This is a genomic window from Prevotella sp. 20925_1_30 (assembly GCF_041433025.1).
Classification (GTDB): domain Bacteria; phylum Bacteroidota; class Bacteroidia; order Bacteroidales; family Bacteroidaceae; genus Prevotella; species Prevotella vespertina.
The window spans coordinates 1-17,109 of record NZ_JAPWAR010000028.1; the positions used below are offsets into that span (position 1 = coordinate 1).

General features: G+C 42.5%; 13 protein-coding genes. All 13 read right to left on the reverse strand.

The annotated features are described in order from the left end of the window. Window positions 1-455 precede the first annotated feature (455 nt). Window positions 456-1,682 carry a clostripain-related cysteine peptidase gene (locus tag O3603_RS10215; protein ID WP_371522640.1) on the reverse strand — a complete coding sequence of 409 codons (1,227 nt, stop codon included), beginning with the start codon at window positions 1,680-1,682 and terminating at the stop codon, window positions 456-458. Between the two features lie 174 nt (window positions 1,683-1,856). Continuing rightward, entirely contained in the window at window positions 1,857-3,155 is a 1,299-nt protein-coding gene (tyrS, locus tag O3603_RS10220) for a tyrosine--tRNA ligase (RefSeq protein ID WP_004384512.1), read from the reverse strand. A 142-nt stretch (window positions 3,156-3,297) separates the two neighbouring features. Next, on the reverse strand, window positions 3,298-3,594 hold the full coding sequence (yidD, locus tag O3603_RS10225; RefSeq protein WP_371522642.1) for a membrane protein insertion efficiency factor YidD: 297 nt from the start codon (window positions 3,592-3,594) through the stop codon (window positions 3,298-3,300). Beyond that, window positions 3,594-4,028, reverse strand: a complete 435-nt coding sequence (gene rnpA / locus O3603_RS10230; protein WP_371522644.1) for a ribonuclease P protein component — start codon at window positions 4,026-4,028, stop codon at window positions 3,594-3,596. Before rnpA ends, yidD begins: the two co-directional genes overlap by 1 nt. 60 nt (window positions 4,029-4,088) lie before the next feature. Continuing rightward, a complete protein-coding gene (locus O3603_RS10235; protein WP_371522646.1) occupies window positions 4,089-4,844 on the reverse strand; it encodes a uroporphyrinogen-III synthase in 756 nt (251 codons plus the stop codon). Between the two features lie 6 nt (window positions 4,845-4,850). Continuing rightward, window positions 4,851-5,783, reverse strand: a complete 933-nt coding sequence (locus O3603_RS10240; RefSeq protein WP_371522648.1) for a DUF4271 domain-containing protein — start codon at window positions 5,781-5,783, stop codon at window positions 4,851-4,853. Window positions 5,784-5,791: 8 nt separating this feature from the next. Next, complete coding sequence (gene metK / locus O3603_RS10245; protein WP_273539753.1) at window positions 5,792-7,084, reverse strand: methionine adenosyltransferase; 1,293 nt, start codon at window positions 7,082-7,084, stop codon at window positions 5,792-5,794. Window positions 7,085-7,257: 173 nt separating this feature from the next. Further along, window positions 7,258-8,208, reverse strand: a complete 951-nt coding sequence (locus O3603_RS10250) for an alpha-hydroxy-acid oxidizing protein (RefSeq protein ID WP_371522650.1) — start codon at window positions 8,206-8,208, stop codon at window positions 7,258-7,260. Between the two features lie 138 nt (window positions 8,209-8,346). Continuing rightward, the gene (locus O3603_RS10255) at window positions 8,347-9,294 is read right to left on the reverse strand and encodes an AEC family transporter (protein ID WP_371522652.1); all 948 of its coding nucleotides are present in this window, start codon (window positions 9,292-9,294) and stop codon (window positions 8,347-8,349) included. A 314-nt stretch (window positions 9,295-9,608) separates the two neighbouring features. After that, complete coding sequence (locus tag O3603_RS10260) at window positions 9,609-11,636, reverse strand: DUF262 domain-containing protein (RefSeq protein WP_371522654.1); 2,028 nt, start codon at window positions 11,634-11,636, stop codon at window positions 9,609-9,611. 3 nt (window positions 11,637-11,639) lie between these two features. Further along, window positions 11,640-13,142 carry a DUF262 domain-containing protein gene (locus O3603_RS10265; RefSeq protein WP_371522656.1) on the reverse strand — a complete coding sequence of 501 codons (1,503 nt, stop codon included), beginning with the start codon at window positions 13,140-13,142 and terminating at the stop codon, window positions 11,640-11,642. Window positions 13,143-13,189: 47 nt separating this feature from the next. After that, window positions 13,190-13,804, reverse strand: coding sequence for an HU family DNA-binding protein (locus O3603_RS10270; protein WP_371522658.1), 615 nt, complete (start codon window positions 13,802-13,804; stop codon window positions 13,190-13,192). Between the two features lie 480 nt (window positions 13,805-14,284). Continuing rightward, window positions 14,285-17,101, reverse strand: coding sequence for a M16 family metallopeptidase (locus O3603_RS10275; protein WP_371522659.1), 2,817 nt, complete (start codon window positions 17,099-17,101; stop codon window positions 14,285-14,287). Window positions 17,102-17,109 lie beyond the last annotated feature (8 nt).

The window sequence follows — 17,109 nt, forward strand, 5'->3', positions numbered from 1 at the left end:
TTTATATAGTAAGAGTCGTATTGTCTGGTTGACAATGCGGCTCTTTTTTATCGCTATTACATACGTGTAATATCCATCAAGACATTCCACTTTATGGGAGTAAGCTAACTAATTCAAGCCTTGAGACTATGTGTTTCAGAGCTTTGAGACTGTGTGTTTCAGAGCATGAGACTGTGTGTTTCAGATATTTGAGACTGTGTGTTTCAGATATTTGAGACTGTGTGTTTCAGAGCCTGAAACTCTATGTTTCAAAACATGAAACAATAAGTGTCATGGTATGAATCCAATTTGAATAGGTGCATAAAAAGACATAAGACGCATGAGAAAGGAAACAAGGGAGAAAGAATGCGGAAATGTATTAGACAAAGAGTGCGAACAGGATTCAAAAGGATTTAAATAAGAATAGCTCCCCCTCCGAACGGAGAAGGAGCGTTTAATGAGTATGCCTTAAAGCATTAATGCGTTGCCCGATAATAGGGTGAAGCGGCGAAAGCACTTGTCACTTTCGTGTTTACAGATGGGTCGGAAATGGTGATACCAGAGTAGGTGTTGATGGGATAAACTGTACCACTAGAACTGGTAACAGCTGAGAAATAGGACGGTGTATGTCGTTTGTAAGGGACAAGCAGATTGAGCTGATTGCGGAATTGAGATAGAAGAATTGGCTCGTTAACTGCCCTCTTCTCAACATAATCGCCCATATCGAAGAAGATAGAGGGATTGTATCCATCCATCTGCTGAATACTAGTGGGTGGCACCAAGACAAGATTACTTGACTGGTTGATTTGTCGCATGATATTCACCATCCCATCCGCTTGAGAACAATCAATGACACTGATTGTTCCGTATGGATCAGTGTAGGTGCTATAGAAGTTATAGAACTCGTCTACAACGTTCTGATAGTTTGGATTAGACTTAGAAAGCTCATTCCATAGCTGCTCATAAGGCATGCCATGCGCCATAATCTCCGTTGGGCAACCAATAAGATAATGCGCACTATGTCGCAACTCGTAGGCTACCTCTATCGTTGACATATAGCAGTCATCGAAGAGGATATACTGCATTTTGCCGATACCCGATTGTGCAATACCTCGATCTAAGATGGAAAGGTCGGTCTTATAGGTATCACCACCAAACCAGCGGGTCAACGGAACAGACTCTACATCACGCCGTCTCCTGCGCAAGGTGTTCGAGAAGCTGCTGCGTGTTCCAGCATAGGACGGAAGCCAACCCATACCATGACAGCCCACTATCATTGAGTAATTGCGTGCTGGTGCGTATGCTTTCACACGGGTGAGAAGACTACTTATCCAGCGAGATGTATTCAGTTGCTGGTTGGGCTGCGTGTTATCAAACTTTGCCAATGTATCATCGACACACTGACCACTTTGATACTTTACATTAATCAATGCGCCCTTCTCTGGGGCTTCGGATATAAACACAATCAATCGTTTATTGCCTAATCCGCCCTCGTTCACTATGGCTTGCTTCATGTCCTGCAGGTTGCCTTGGAAGAAGTTATACAGACTTCCAGGGTCGCCCGACCATGGCATATAAACAATGATGGTATTATCTACTTCATTTGCATTACCATTCGTATTTGGATCTGGTAATGGATCATCAGTACAAGAAGACAATGCAATGACTGCAATCAGCTGTAGGAGAAAGAGGAACTTCTTCATTCTATGCATATTAAAACTCGATTGGATACATCAAAATAGATAATCTTTATCCGTAAGGGTATGCGTTTTCAGCAACGCTGTGAACCCTTTCCTTTTATAAAGGGAAAGCCTTGCAACATCACAAGAGATGTGATAAGGCTTTCCATAGTCGTATTTAGAAGTAAGCCGGGCGACTTACTTTACAATGATCAAAGAGTAGTTCTTCTTGCCTTTCTGGACGAGAAGATACTTACCATCAATGAGGTCTTCGGCTGTTACTGGCTGGTCGAAAGCTGCGAGCTTCTCCTTATTCAAGGATACACCACCGCCCTTCACGAGCTTGCGCATCTCACTCTTACTAGGAAAGATCTGCATACCTTCCTGGTTGAATACATCAACGGCAGGCTGCCCAAGAACGTCCTTTGACACCTCATAGTGTGGTACATCCTTAAAGACATCAGCGAAGGTCTGCTCATCTAACTGCAATAGATTCTCTTTCGTACTCTTACCGAATAAGATATTAGAAGCGGCGATAGCCATATCTAGATCCTCTTGCGAGTGAACCATACGAGTAACTTCTTCAGCTAAGCGACGCTGCAATGTGCGGCGACCAGGGTCTTGACGATGCTCTTCGATAAGCCCATCTATAACATCTTTCTCAAGTGATGTGAAGATCTTAATGTACTTCTCGGCATCATCATCGCTCACATTCAACCAGAACTGATAGAATGCGTATGGTGTTGTGCGGTTTCGATCGAGCCAGATGTTACCACTCTCTGTCTTACCAAACTTCTTTCCGTCAGCCTTAGTAATTAGAGGACAAGTAAGGCAATAAGCCTCAGCCTCACTACCAAGAGTACGACGAATAAGCTCGGTACCAGTGGTCATATTACCCCATTGGTCATTACCACCAAGCTGCAACTTAACACCGAATTTCTCATATTGATATAAGAAATCGTACCCCTGCAAGAGCTGATAAGTAAACTCTGTAAAGCTTAGTCCATCGCGAGCCTCACCATTGAGACGCTTCTGAACACTGTCTTTAGCCATCATATAGTTGACCGTGATGTGCTTACCCACTACACGAGCAAAGTCCAAGAAGGTGAAGTCCTTCATCCAATCATAGTTATTCACCATCTCTGCCTTATTGGCTTCGTTTCCATCAAAGTCTAGGAACTTACTAACCTGCTTCTTGATAGCCTCTTGGTTATGATATAGTGTTTCTGCATCGAGGAGATTACGCTCCTGGCTCTTACCAGATGGATCACCAATCATGCCCGTAGCACCTCCTACAAGTAGATAAGGCTTATGTCCACAACGCTGCAAATGGCGTAGCATCATAATACCACACAAGTGCCCAATATGCAATGAGTCTGCAGTTGGGTCTGTACCTAAGTATGCTGAGACCATCTCTTTCTGGAGTAATTCCTCTGTACCTGGCATTATTTGAGCCAGCATACCACGCCAACGGAGTTCTTCAACAAAGTTCTTCATCTATATTCTTTATTTATGAAAAGGGTAAAAGACATAGGGTGATTGGAAACCAACCAATGCATCAAAGCCCTTATCCTATATTGATATTCTATAATTATTACGTATTGGTAGCCCTGTTATTGTACCTTAGTAGTATTCTTTCTTACGGCACAGGGTCATATCCACTGCCACCCCAAGGATTACACCTCAGTATTCTCCATATTGCAAGAGCAAGTCCTTTGAAGGGACCATGCTTAATTATTGCTTGTCTGGCATACTCTGAACATGTGGGGGTAAAGCGACAAGAGGGGGGCGTGAAAGGTGAGATAAACTGGCGATAGAACAATATTGGGAGTATTAATAACCACGACAAGCCACGTGACAGAAAGCTTAGAACCTTCTTAAAAGGATTCTTGTATTGCTTATCCTGCTGTATTCTATCGTCTTCAAGTTCTTTCATTAGATACGTTCTCCTATTCGATGAAGTAAGTTCTCCACTCTTTCTTCAACAGTAACAGAACTTGTCAACTCATTAGAAAGCCAAATAAAGGCTATGAGTAATCGCTTATTGGTCATCTCCGCCATACGTGGGAAGAGTAACTGCTTATGCTTACGATAAGCCTCACGCACCTGCCGCTTCACTCGATTACGCTTCACGGCACGTTTGAAATGCTTCTTAGGAACACTGATTAAAACCTGCACATCCACCATAGAGGACACATCCTCTATATGCGTATCAGCATTCCTTGCCTCCGTTCCATCAGTCAGTCGGTATACAGCTTTCAATGGGAAAGACGTCATAGCATGGCTACCACCTGTACCAAAGAGCATATCGATGAGCTTTCTACTGCACAACCGCTCCTCTTTCTTCAGTCCTTCTCCTTGCTTTGCCATACTACTCTGTTACGTATATCGGCACCTTTCCCATTCAAGACATGAGGAAAGAGCCGTCTATTACTTACTCTTCTTTTGCTTCTCCAAGTAGTCTCTCAACGCACCAGTCATAGAGGTGTGCTGCTTAGAAGGAGCTTGTAAGTCTAATCTCAAGCCCTGCGTTTCAACCTCCTTAGCCGTTGCAGGACCAAAAGCAGCTACTTTTATATCACCTTGCTTAAAGTCTGGTATATTCTCTTTCAACGCCTTTACACCCGTAGGACTAAAGAAGATGAGCATGTCATAATCGAAGTTCTTCACCTCTTCGTCCGTCAGTCCGTTGCTGACCGTACGATACATTACACACTCCTTATGCTTTAGCTTGTTAGCATCTAACAACTCCGAGATAGAATCTGTATGTACAGAACTTTGCGGAACAAGGTATTTCTCGCCTTTATGCTTCAGCATTGTTGGAATCAAACTATCAATCTTTCCAGTAGTTCCAAAGAACACCTTACGCTTACGATACTGCACATACTTCTGGATATAGAGTGCAATTGTCTCAATAACACAGAAGTACTTCATGTCTTCTGGTATGGTTATGCGCATTTCCTTGGCTAGATTAAAGAAGTTATCAACAGCATGTCTCGATGTAAAGACTACTGCAGTATAATCTAACAGATTAATCTTCTGCTGACGGAACTCCTTCGCTGTGAGTCCTTCAACCTTAAAGAAAGGTCTGAAAACAAGCTCCACTCCCAAGTCCGTTGCTATATCGTAATAAGGCGACTTATCGCTTGACGGCTTCGGTTGTGAGACCAAGATCTTATTTATCATTGTGTCCTAAAAGTTTATAATCAAATAGTTATCTGTAATTACTAACATTCCCCATAATACCATCATCGGTATCATTTCGAGTGCACAAAAGTACAAAATTATTTGCAGACTGACAGCTATTCTCTTGAAAAAGATGGTATAACTCTTATAAAGAGTAAGCATTTTAACGAATAAAACAACAATTAGCGCATAAACGAATGCTGCTTGTAACGACAAGGAGAAATATATCTGCAACAGGACTAAAGGGAATAGCAACACCCCCTCAAGAGATGAGAGAAAGAGCCAAGTACGTCCCCATTGTCCATTACTTTTACTATCAAAGAACACCCAGTTAACGAGTTTATAAAGCAGATTCTTTATAAAGAAATACCCCATAAAAACGCCAAAGAAGCATCCGATAACACTCAACTGTGAATCTGTCTGAAGCCCTCCATGACCGCTCCCATGCGCAAAGAAATAATAGAGAATACTAAAAAGTAGCGATGTCTGCGCTATTAAAAAGAGCTGAAACCGAACCTCATACGCTGTTTCTGTGACCACATCTTTACTTCTAGCAACATGAAAGAAACTCTTTATCTGCTTCTCTATGAAATTGCGAGAGACCGAGAATGCAATCATCGCCATCACAAAACAACCTAGAAGTAAGGCTGTCACTGTATTGTCATTACTAACAGCATAGGGCGATGGAACGCCCTGCACACCATCTGCATGTGCGTTTCCACGCCCTAGTTTAAAGTATTTATTACCTTTAAAATAACCTTCTTCTGCAAAACGAACATCCGTCAGCTGAAACGTTTTCTGCTTCTTTGGGCACAATAAACCCAGCGAATCAACCTCTTGACTCGCCTTAGCCACAGTATCAGTCTTCGCCTTCTTCGTTGCAGCCAAAGTCGACTTCAACAGCAAAGAAGGACGAGTTATAGAATCAGTTGTCGGCATCTGTCACTTTAAAGTCCGAACGTTTTCTTGATTTCTTCTATACGATCTAGCTTCTCCCAAGTAAAGAGTTCCACCTCAATAGACTTCGTTTCATGATAACGGCTATTGAATACTTTCTTTACAACCTCATTCTGTCTTCCCATGTGTCCATAAGCTGCTGTCTCCAAATACATAGGTTGACGGAGCTTTAATTGGCGTTCGATAGCCTTTGGACGAAGATCAAATAGGTGCTTAATCTGCTCTGCTATCTCGGCATCAGAAGCCTTCACATGTGAGCGACCATAGGTATTTACGTACACACTAACAGGTTCTGCAACGCCAATAGCGTATGCCAACTGTACGAGCATCTCGTCACTAACACCTGCAGCAACCATGTTCTTGGCTATATAACGGGCTGCATAAGCGGCAGAACGGTCTACTTTACTAGAGTCTTTACCCGAGAATGCACCTCCACCATGGGCTCCCTTGCCACCGTAAGTATCAACGATAATCTTACGACCAGTCAACCCAGTGTCTCCATGAGGACCACCGATAACGAACTTACCAGTAGGGTTTACCAAATACTTGATACCATCCTTGAATAGAGCCAACACCTTTTCGGACTTGATTTGAGCCTTTACACGCGGCATAAGAACCTCCAATACATCCTTACGAATCTGCTCTACCATCGCTTTATCAGCCTTCAACTGCGCTTCCTTGCTATCATCAGTAGGTTGAATAAAGTCATCGTGCTGTGTAGAAACTACTATCGTATCAATACGCTGAGGGATGTTATCATCGCTATACTCCACTGTTACCTGGCTTTTAGAGTCTGGTCTAAGATAGAGCATTTGCTTTCCTTCCTTGCGTATATCTGCTAACGTACTCATGATAAGGTGTGCCAAATCAAGTGTAACAGGCATATAATTGTCGGTTTCATTGCATGCGTAACCGAACATCATACCCTGGTCTCCAGCGCCTTGATTATCATCATCACCATTATCTACGCCACGATTGATATCATCACTCTGCTCATGAATGGCGGAGAGAATACCACAACTGTTACCATCAAACTGGTATTCAGCCTTTGTGTAACCAATATTATTGATTGTCTTACGGGCGATTGCCTGCAAATCAACATATTCTTTTGAACGCACCTCACCCATGATAACAACCTGACCAGTGGTATTGAATGTCTCAATAGCACAACGAGCGTGCTCGTCATAAGCCAAGAATTGATCAAGCAAAGCGTCACTTATCTGGTCAGCAACCTTATCTGGATGTCCCTCAGATACCGACTCTGAAGAAAATAAATATGCCATATCTTTACCTTAATATATTATTACTTTGTTAATTATCCATTGTTATTTTAAGGTTGCAAAGTTACTGCAAATTAGCCGGATAACAAAATAAGGGCTTAATATTTATACATTATTATAGTGGTAGAAAAGCCTATTCTGTCATCCGACTAACACACAATCGTGGTGCTTATAAACTATAGGTAGAGCACCGAAGCATCAAACGAACGAGTATCTTTCACGCATGTGTACATCATTAACTCTGACAATTGCTCATTCATTTTACCGACAGTCTCTTTCACGCCCTCTGCTCCTTCTTGAAGTAAGGGCTTTAAGATTCCACGTCCCACTGATACTGCGTCGGCTCCTAAAGCCAATGCTTTATAAGCGTCATAACCTGTATCTATACCGCAATCCACAAACAATGAGATTCCAGAACCTGCTAGTGCTACCTTAATCTTAGGCAGAACCATCAGCGGAGCGACACCAAAGGGGATACGACCATGATGATGGGAGATAACAATACCAGCACATCCTGCGTCCTTGCACTTTAATGCATCTTGCACAGAAAGGACTCCTTTAGCGATAAAAGGAGTATTACCAGCAGCCTTCACATACTCCTTTAAATCGGAAAGAAGCACTGGTCCGAGGGGTAAACCATCCACTATATCGTATCGCCCATTCGTTCCTGGAACGTGATCAATATCTACTCCCACAGCTATTGCACCATGCTCGATAGCAAAGCGAATCTGATCTAGAATCATCCCATGGTCTGCGAAGGGCTTTATAATGCGTACTGTCCTAGCCCCCTCAGCTGCTATTTCGGCATACTCTTCGTCTGGCTCCATACCAACCCAGTTCACAGTACGCAGGTCTCGAGCTGCCTTGGCATATTCCAACATGGGCTTCTTACCATTCTTCAACACCTTATTGAGGTGCGAGAAGGCTGGCATCATAATCGGACTATCAAACTCCTCACCGAAGATAATTGTCTTCAACGAAGGCTCAACAGCATCAATAACACGCATCTCCACATGGATGGAATCCAGATAAGAGCGATTGTAAACGTTTGCGTCATCAGCACGACCACTTGTAACAGGTATCATTCCTGCAGGTCCTGGCCACGGACTCTTAATGTTGTTATCCATATTTTTCTTTTGAAGTTACTATTTCGAGAAGTAAAAGGAGTGAAGGAGTGAAAAGGGAGTTAAGGCGATTGTACTATTGCTTAAACTCGATAATTACGCCCTACGAAACGCTCATATCACGCCTTATTAACAATCTCATCACACCCCATGATCTATTCCTACGAACGTTATTAATGTATAGGCTATCATTGCCAAAACGATGAAAAGGGAGATAAAAGCCGACATGAATCCCTCGTCATCACCACTTTTACACAGACTGCGAACCTGCAATGGTACGGGGAAACCTGGTGGGCAAGAGAAATAAAGTAGAACTCCTATAAGGAAGAACTTCCCTTCCATCAGTCCAGGGAACAACAGAAAGAAACCGCCAACGATAGCTCCACAACCTATCATGCGCACTAGGCTTAACTGAATAAGTGGGCGTATCTGCGATAGATGGGGCTGGAAATCATAACCAAGTGTAAAGAGAATGATACTAGCAATGGGTGCCGTAGCTATCGACATCGTACTCGTAAAGACTCCATGTAGCTCACTCTCCAGCAGCCAATGCCCTATCCCCGACAGATTCATGACAACTCCTAGAATCACAGCAATGATAAACGGAGCGGTAATAATACGTTTAGCAAGTGAAAACAAAGCCACTTCTTTCGTAGTCTGGCGCATGACAAGTGCAGGAACTAACCCAAAATTGATAAGGATTCCTGCCACATCAAAGGTGACAATATTCATTGCATGCTCCCTTCCAACAAGCGTGATATAAAGCGGCAAAGCTACACTTCCCCCCTCACAGGTCATCAATAAGAATGGAGCTAACTGAGCGTAACGACCACTAACGGGCTTAGCTATGCGTTTACCAAGCACATAAATCACAATCCAAGCCACATCTAAGAAAAGTATCTCATAAATGAAACTAGTAGTGAGCTTCGCTTCCATCAGTATTTGAAAGACCAACAAGGGTAGAAGGATACTAAAGACTATCGACTTAGCACCTTCATTTTGCGCTGTTGTTATCCATCTCCTCCGTCTACTGAGCCACCCAAGTAACATCATGAAAAATACGGGAAAGAGTATTTCTATTGCCTTCATCCGTGTTGACTGTATAATGGTTCTTGTATTATTTACAATCCGCAAATATACTTAAATACCCTGACATCCACAAATGATTAATCCTCTTTTCGCCATTCGGAAGCCTCAACTGACCCGCTGAAAGAGCCTTATAAAATAATAGAAGAAGCTCTAGCAAATCATAATAAAGCGTTTTATGACTTGAAAAATAGACTATTTTTGTTTTGTTATTAGACTACCAGTCTTTATTAAATAATCTATTTTTCAAATCACAAAGGCTTATCCTCAGAAATAGCCTTTACCTACTTCATTAACAAAATAGGTGCTTCTCTTGTTTAGAGGGAGCTTGAATCACCTCTAGATAACCTACCTTTTAAAATATTAACCATATACCTCTGGTGTTCTTGTATATCCTTATATACCCATTCTTCACCTGATGGACAGGATACGTCATTAACGTTGTCTTTGCACTTCTGCATCATTATCATGAGTTTCAAAGATGCCACACTCACTTGGTTCATTTTGCCCGAAGCATCCAAATAATGGTCTATCTTCGTTTTAGGAGACCAATTCGAACCAGAAGAGTTAATGTCACTTCCTATCATCGCATAGTTTCCGAAGCAGTTAATCTCACTATCCGTGATATGTTCATCCACGTTAGCTTGTGGAAAGAGGTGCTCTAGTGAACGTCGAGTTCTCGAGAAATAGAACTGCTCAAACACAGTTAGTCCAAAATCTGAACAGCCTAACTTCTTAAAGAACTCTCGCCTTTCTCTATCACTTTCCTTCAGTTTCTTACCAGAGAGTTCGTCGACATACAGACTCCATAAGAGATAATCCATATAATTGAATACAAACAATGGTACGCCCCTTGAAGCCTCTTGCCCATTACCATAAATATGGTCAAAATCAAGAGACGCACAATGTATATTAAGATCAAACAGCCTACCTTTCAATACCGTACCATCGAATGCTCCTGGTATAGGAGTATTGATATTGTTCAGATTACCAGCATTTGCATAGACATCAAAGAAGTACTTGTCAGCTAAAGACGATAAGAAGCAACCATAACGATTAAGGTCTGTATCACTGAAAAGATGATACAAGCAATAGAATAGATAATTCTTTCGTTGGCGTGGAGTAAATGATACTTCAAACATGAAGAGAAGCTGCACTAGCCTTGCTTGTAAACGCCCATCAGAAGAGAGATTCCTAGTATTATATGAATTACCCTCATGTTGATACACTTCTAACTGCCATGGGTTACTTTCTTGTGTATCGTCTTCGTAAGAGTGATGAACCACGTAATTATCTAAGAAATATCGTGCCTTTAAGAGATTGAAGGCGAAGACTTTTGCAAAGGTTCGATCTGGTTTAGCCTCATCAAAGGCATTGATTAATTCCTTATCATCCAATACAAACTTCTCTAGATTGAAGTTTTCTCGACTCATCAGAGTTATCTTCAACACAATAAGAAGAAAGTTAGGAAAGTCGATAATAGGCTGAAACTGACCTCCACTCTTTGTATTCCTCTGCTGCTGCTCATCTGCTTTTACGCCCCTAATAAAGTCTTCTAATGTATAAGGTCTATCACTCCCACCGATCATTGGTAAGTCTTCAAAGGACATAATACTCGGTGAGAAATCATGAAGCGAAGAACCAAACACAGCCTTTGCTTGCGAGTATATTGATTGCACATAGACATTCATTTCGCTACACGCCTGCCATATCTCGGCAAAAGCATTCCGCTCATCTTCGTCCAAGAGTGCTATAAGTTTCGACTTCACAATCTCGTGTTTCTCCAGTTGTTCTCCACGTGAATTCATTACCTCAAAGTAGTGATTAAGGTTCACATCTCGTGGCACTTTATAGTGGATAATATGTACTTGTTCAAGCAAGAACTCGGTAAATTCTACCCTTTTATCCTCATCCACAATCTCCTTAATAGCATGCTGCGCCACCTTGAAACCACGTAGAATACCCACATCAGGGTTATCTATCTCTTGTCTATATAGGTTCTTGATTGTTTCGTTAGAACGCATCCTTGAGCGATAAGTCAACTTATTAGAAACATCTCGTCCTAGGCTCTTTAAAATCAAATAAAGTGTCGTCAAACGCTGCTGCCCATCAATAACCTCATATCTTCCATCACCTCTGTCGTAAGTAACAAGAGTCCCTATGAAATAAGTTCCTTTCGACTGACAATAAGCATCCCAGACGTCATTGACCAATGCGGTTATCTCTTCATTCTCCCATGCGTAATTACGTTGATAGATTGGAATCTCGTATCTTATATCACTCTCTTTATTGAATAAGTCGTCTATTGATAGTTCCTCTAAGGGGAAGTTCTGATGTGTGCCCATAAGCTATTTGATGTAATATTTGTTCTCAATAAAATAATGTAGATAGTTCTGATAAATGCCATTCTTATCCCGTGCATCTATATCCTGATTGTCAGCTTTCACACTCTCTTTGGGGAGAGGATGTATACAATCAGCCAATTCACTAAGTAACATGGAAGGAGAAGAGGCTGCCACTATTCTCTTATAGATATTAAAAGCATTAATACAATCACTTGTTCCCATAACGTAATTCTGTGCTGACAGCCACCCTAGATTGTAGTATTGTGCACGTAGAGAATATGCCCATATAAAGTCCATAACAACGAACTGCTCAAAGAAGTCTAGGTCTACTCTCGTTGGATGATTAGGGCAGAAGCAATCTACATAGAGTAATGCAGCAAGGTCAAAGAGTAGTCGAGTTATTCTATTACCAACACCATTCTTATATTTCCGAAGGTCTAACGTCTCCACAATTTGATTGCCATTAATGAAATACCCTACATACTTATCGTTGTTTTGAATATCTTCTAAGATATTGAAATAATGGTTTGTAAAATCAAAGAATGGCTTTCCTGCAATGATTGGAGCAACTATCTGAAAGGGGCGCATATCAGGCATTCCTGATACAAAAGGGACTGCGGAATGATTGATCATATCGGCATAGGCATATGCACCTTTATAATATTGAGCATAAGGCAAGTTGTCTCTTTTACTAATACCTTTGAACTTATCAATGTTGTGTTCATCTAATTCCAGTGGTCGATTGTCATGTACCCACTCGCGCAACCGATAGAGATACTCACCAAAAAGACTAGCTAGTGCTCTTTGGTTCACATCCTCCCATCGCTTCACAATAGCCTCTGTCTCAGCTTCTCCCACATTATCCATTTCACGCAAATGATAGGCTTTCAATAGGTCATGAGGGTACAGTTTCTTACCTCGTGCATTCTGTGAATCGAAGAATTGGAATGCCTCTGAAATATCATTAGTCACGACAACTATCAGTTCACAACGCTCTTCGATAAACTCTCGAAGTTCTGTTATCACACGATCATCACATAGTTTCTCTAACGAACCTTCAGCCTTCGTACGCAATTCTGCCATAGCATACAAACGGCGTTCAAACGCTCTATAATTACTTGCGATATTCTTTCTTGTGTAAGGATTATCGGTTAGTTTCTCTTGTAAGAACGTGAGTCCATCCGCACCGAGAGCCTTCAGTAATAAGGTAAAAGTTATAATGCGTTGCTGACCATCCACGATGTTATAACATTGCTCACTAAGATTATGATGCAGGATAAGCGTCCCAACACGATATACTTCTTTATTCTCTTTCTTCGCCTCTATAATGTCGTCCAATAGTTGGATTGCGTTCTTTGCAGTCCATTTATAAGGGCGCTGATAGTTAGGGATGGTCAATTTAACGTCCTCATGCACGTGTGTATCGCGCACTCTAGTTACTCTTTTGCGTATTAGCAAGTCACCGATACTCGTGATACCTAACTGTAAACTTATTGCATTGCTCATACTCTTCTTTTCTCTACGATAGAATGGAATTTGATGGGAAAGGGGGATTATTCAAGGGAGGAGGGATGTGACTTTCGGAATATCTTGCAATGATGTGAACCGATATCTACTATCTTTCCCTCGGCTTCTAACTTCGAGAGGATGCGATAGGCAGTGGACTGTGAGATGTTGAGTGCGCTTCGGAAGTCTCTAACGGTAAATACTTCTTGATGAGCTAACAGCTCGCTTATCGCCTCGCCTATCTCCTCCGCCGTTGGTGAAGAGGATAAGTCATGCAAGTCGGTGATGTTCTTCACCTCAATGTTAGCCATTTCTTGGAGCAATTCTCGGTCTGGTCTGAACTTTATCGTGCGTACTTCTGCCTTGCGCAATCGTGGTTTGTGCGAGCGTGGGTCTTCATAGATTTCGCCCTTCAAAGCCACTGTGAAGTAGCCAATACCGGGTAAATGCACACTATTACCATTCTTCAACTCCCTTGCAATCTCCTCTTTCAACGAGAGGATAGTGGCGTGTATGTCCCCCGAAGTGAGTGATGTGGCTTGCACAATACTCTCACTCATGCGCCTTAATCCAGCGGTTTGATATTGTATCGGAACTATTCTAAGTTTCGCATTCTTGGGTAAATTGCCACCCGTTTTCATGAGTTTGTAAACTATTGCCATCTTATTTGTTTTATGTTAGTAAGCTATTGTAAAGCAGGGATATACCCTATCTGTAAACGTTTATAACGTGTTATGCGATTGCTGCACATAGGTCTTGCGATTGGTTTAGCACCTATTCTACATTATCATCACCATGGTGGCGAATATTTTTCACCATGGTGAAGTTATAATTTCACCGTGGTGACGAATTATCTTCACCATGGTGAAAACGTTTCAGAACTAGTGCAAAGATAATACAATATACGGGTATTTGCAAATCAAGAGCCTAATAAAATGAATGTTAGCACCTATGAGGAATGGCGCTAATACGCCTACTTACGCTACCGAATGAAGGTTATATCGCTTCAGCATAGGCTTGCGTAAGGGAGAAAGAGTCTATGTTTTATCATGGGATAGGATACGAAAAGCGGGCAAAGGATGGGTCATGTCGACCCGTTTCCTTCGCCCGCAAGGTTACGATTAATACGTGTTTCTGTGCGATTACTTCGCTGGTGTCATCACCACTTCGGCGTGGTTACCAGCTGCAACGAGGCTCTTCAAGTAAGCTGCAATCTTAGCTGGTGTGAGCGACTCGACTGCTGCCTTATAGCCAGAGTGGAGGTCTACGCCAGTTGAGATATACTCGTCAATAACGTCCATCCAGTAGCTGTTGTTCTTCGCTGATAGCTCTGCTTGCTTCAACATGAAGTCCTTTACTTTCTGAACCTTATCTGCGTCCATCTTCATCGTGTTATCCTTCATACCTTCAGCTAAGAGCTTCAAGGCAAGGTCGGACTTGTTAGGATCCATTGGGCAATATGCCTGGATGAGAGCAACGGCTTTATCGCCACGACGCTGTAATTCGCCACCTGCTCCAACAGAGTAAGCCGCACTAGCATCCTCACGAATGTTCTTTAGATAAACCATTGACAATACTTGTGCTGCAGCATCGGTCAACACTTTGTTCTCAACGTTGTAAGTAGCAGGTGCGTGCCACAACTCGAGGGCGATAGCCTTTGGTGTTTCCGACTTGCGAGTGAACTTATTAACGACATTACCTTTCACAAGTCCTGGTACTTCTCGCCAGTTCTCTGCCTTGCCCTTAGGCAGACATGCGATATACTTCTCGATCAATGGGCGTAAAGAAGCCTCATCGAAGTTACCAACGAAGTAGTAGACAAACTGCCCAGGATTAGCAAAACGCTCCTTCCAAATCTGAAGAATACGGTCGTAGTTAACGCCCTTCAGCGTATTCAATGACAATGGTGCGAAACGTGCCTCATGACCATAAATGGTTGTTGTTACCGAGTCAGAATATACGCTCTCAGGTGAGAGATCCTTATTCTTCAGTGCTAGTTCCAACTGCGACATCATCGCCTTATAAGACGCCTCATCCTTAGCTACCTTCGTGAAGTTGAGGTAAAGCAACTGGAGCATGGTCTCAACATCCTTAGGGACACATGAGCCAGAGAGTGTCTGATAATAGTTTCCTAAACCACAAGCAACAGATGCCTGCTTACCAGCGAGTGCCTTCTGCAACTCCTGGTTAGAGAAGTTACCGAGTCCGCTGTAAGCTATAACGTTATTAAATAGCTGCAAGTTATTGTAGTCTGGCTTACCATAGAGTCCCTTACCACCCTTTGCGACAGCCTGGAACTGTATCTCGTTATCCTTAAAGTTTGTCTTCTTCAAGATGACACGTGCGCCATTGCTCAATGTCAACTCCTTGTATCCGAGTGTCTTGTTCTCCTTCTCGCTGACAATCTTACCAGCCTTTGGCAATGCCTTCTCATCGAGTAAAGGCTCTTGTTTCACATTGTCAACATAAGCATTGATCTGCTCTCCACGCACGTTAGCGATGGTCTGCGCCATCTGTGCCTTCGTTGGGTAAACCTTGTTAGCCTTCTCTTGTGCGAAGATCTGAATAACTAAGTTGCTATCCTTATCTGTGATGAGATCCTTTGCAAACTCATTAATGACATTGACGTTCAAAGCAGGCATCTCGACGAGTTGTTTCATAATCTGATACTCGTCTTCTTTGCTTGGGATAGGTTCGTTTGATAGGTAATGGTCGCGCAACTCATCGCCATACTGATCGTTCTTTATCTTATTGCGGTTGACATAAGCCGACTCTAATTGAGACAAGAATTCGTCCTTTGCACGCATAAATTCAGTTGCAGTGAAGCCGTGCTGGTGTACGCGCTGTGCCTCTCTATACAATGCGGCAAGTGTCTCAAGATCCTTACCATCCTTCGCATTAGCCTCCATGCCGAAGGCGTCTTTCGTTCTTGAAAGCATGTAGGTACCATCGCCTGCATAGGCTCCAGTAAATGGGCAGTCTGGCTTCTGGGCTAGTTCTGCCAAACGCTGGTTCAGCATCATACTGATAATACGCTTAGCATAAGAATCGATGAAATAGCTCTGATCGGTCTTTGCCTCGTCTGGGAAAGCGTCATGCTTCATATAAAGAGCCACGTCACTGAATGGCAATTCCTTGTCTTTGCCAAAGATGTAAAGGGCTTGGGCATTATCAGGAACAGGCTCTGCAACAACCTGAGCGGCATTAGCAGGAACGACTACTCCATTCCAAAGTTGCTTAATCTGATTCTCGATGTGGTCTACATCAACATCGCCCACAACGATGATACACTGGTTATCTGGGCGATACCACTTCTTGTAATAATCGCGCAGTGCTTGATAAGGGAACTTATCTACAATCTCCATCAAACCGATTGGCAGACGCTTACCATACTTAGAGTTAGGATAGAACTCTGGTAACACCTTGTCAAGGATACGCATCTGGGCTGACTGACCTAATTGCCACTCTTGATGGATAACACCACGCTCCTTATCAATCTCCTTATCAGCTAATGTCAATCCATTTGACCAGTCTTTGAGAATGAGTAAGCAAGAGTCGAGAGCTGTCTGGCGTGTTGTTGGTACATCGCAAACACGATAGACAGTCTGGTCAATGCTCGTGTAAGCGTTTAAGTTACTACCAAACTCTACGCCCAAAGAACGGGTGAACTCCAGCAGAGTAGAGTCTGGGAAATGCTCAGAACCATTAAACGCCATGTGCTCCAGGAAGTGAGCCAAACCACGCTGATTCTCGTTCTCTTGAATAGAACCAACACGCTGCGCAATGTAGAAATTGGCTACATGCTCAGGCCAATCATTGTGGAGGATGTAGTAAGTCAAGCCATTGCTAAGCTTACCTTGCCTTACATTCTTATTCACAGGAATAGGTCCCATCTGCTGTGCAGAGACCATACCAGTGATGAAAAGTAAGGCGATTAAGAATAAATGTTTGAGTTTCATCTTAAACG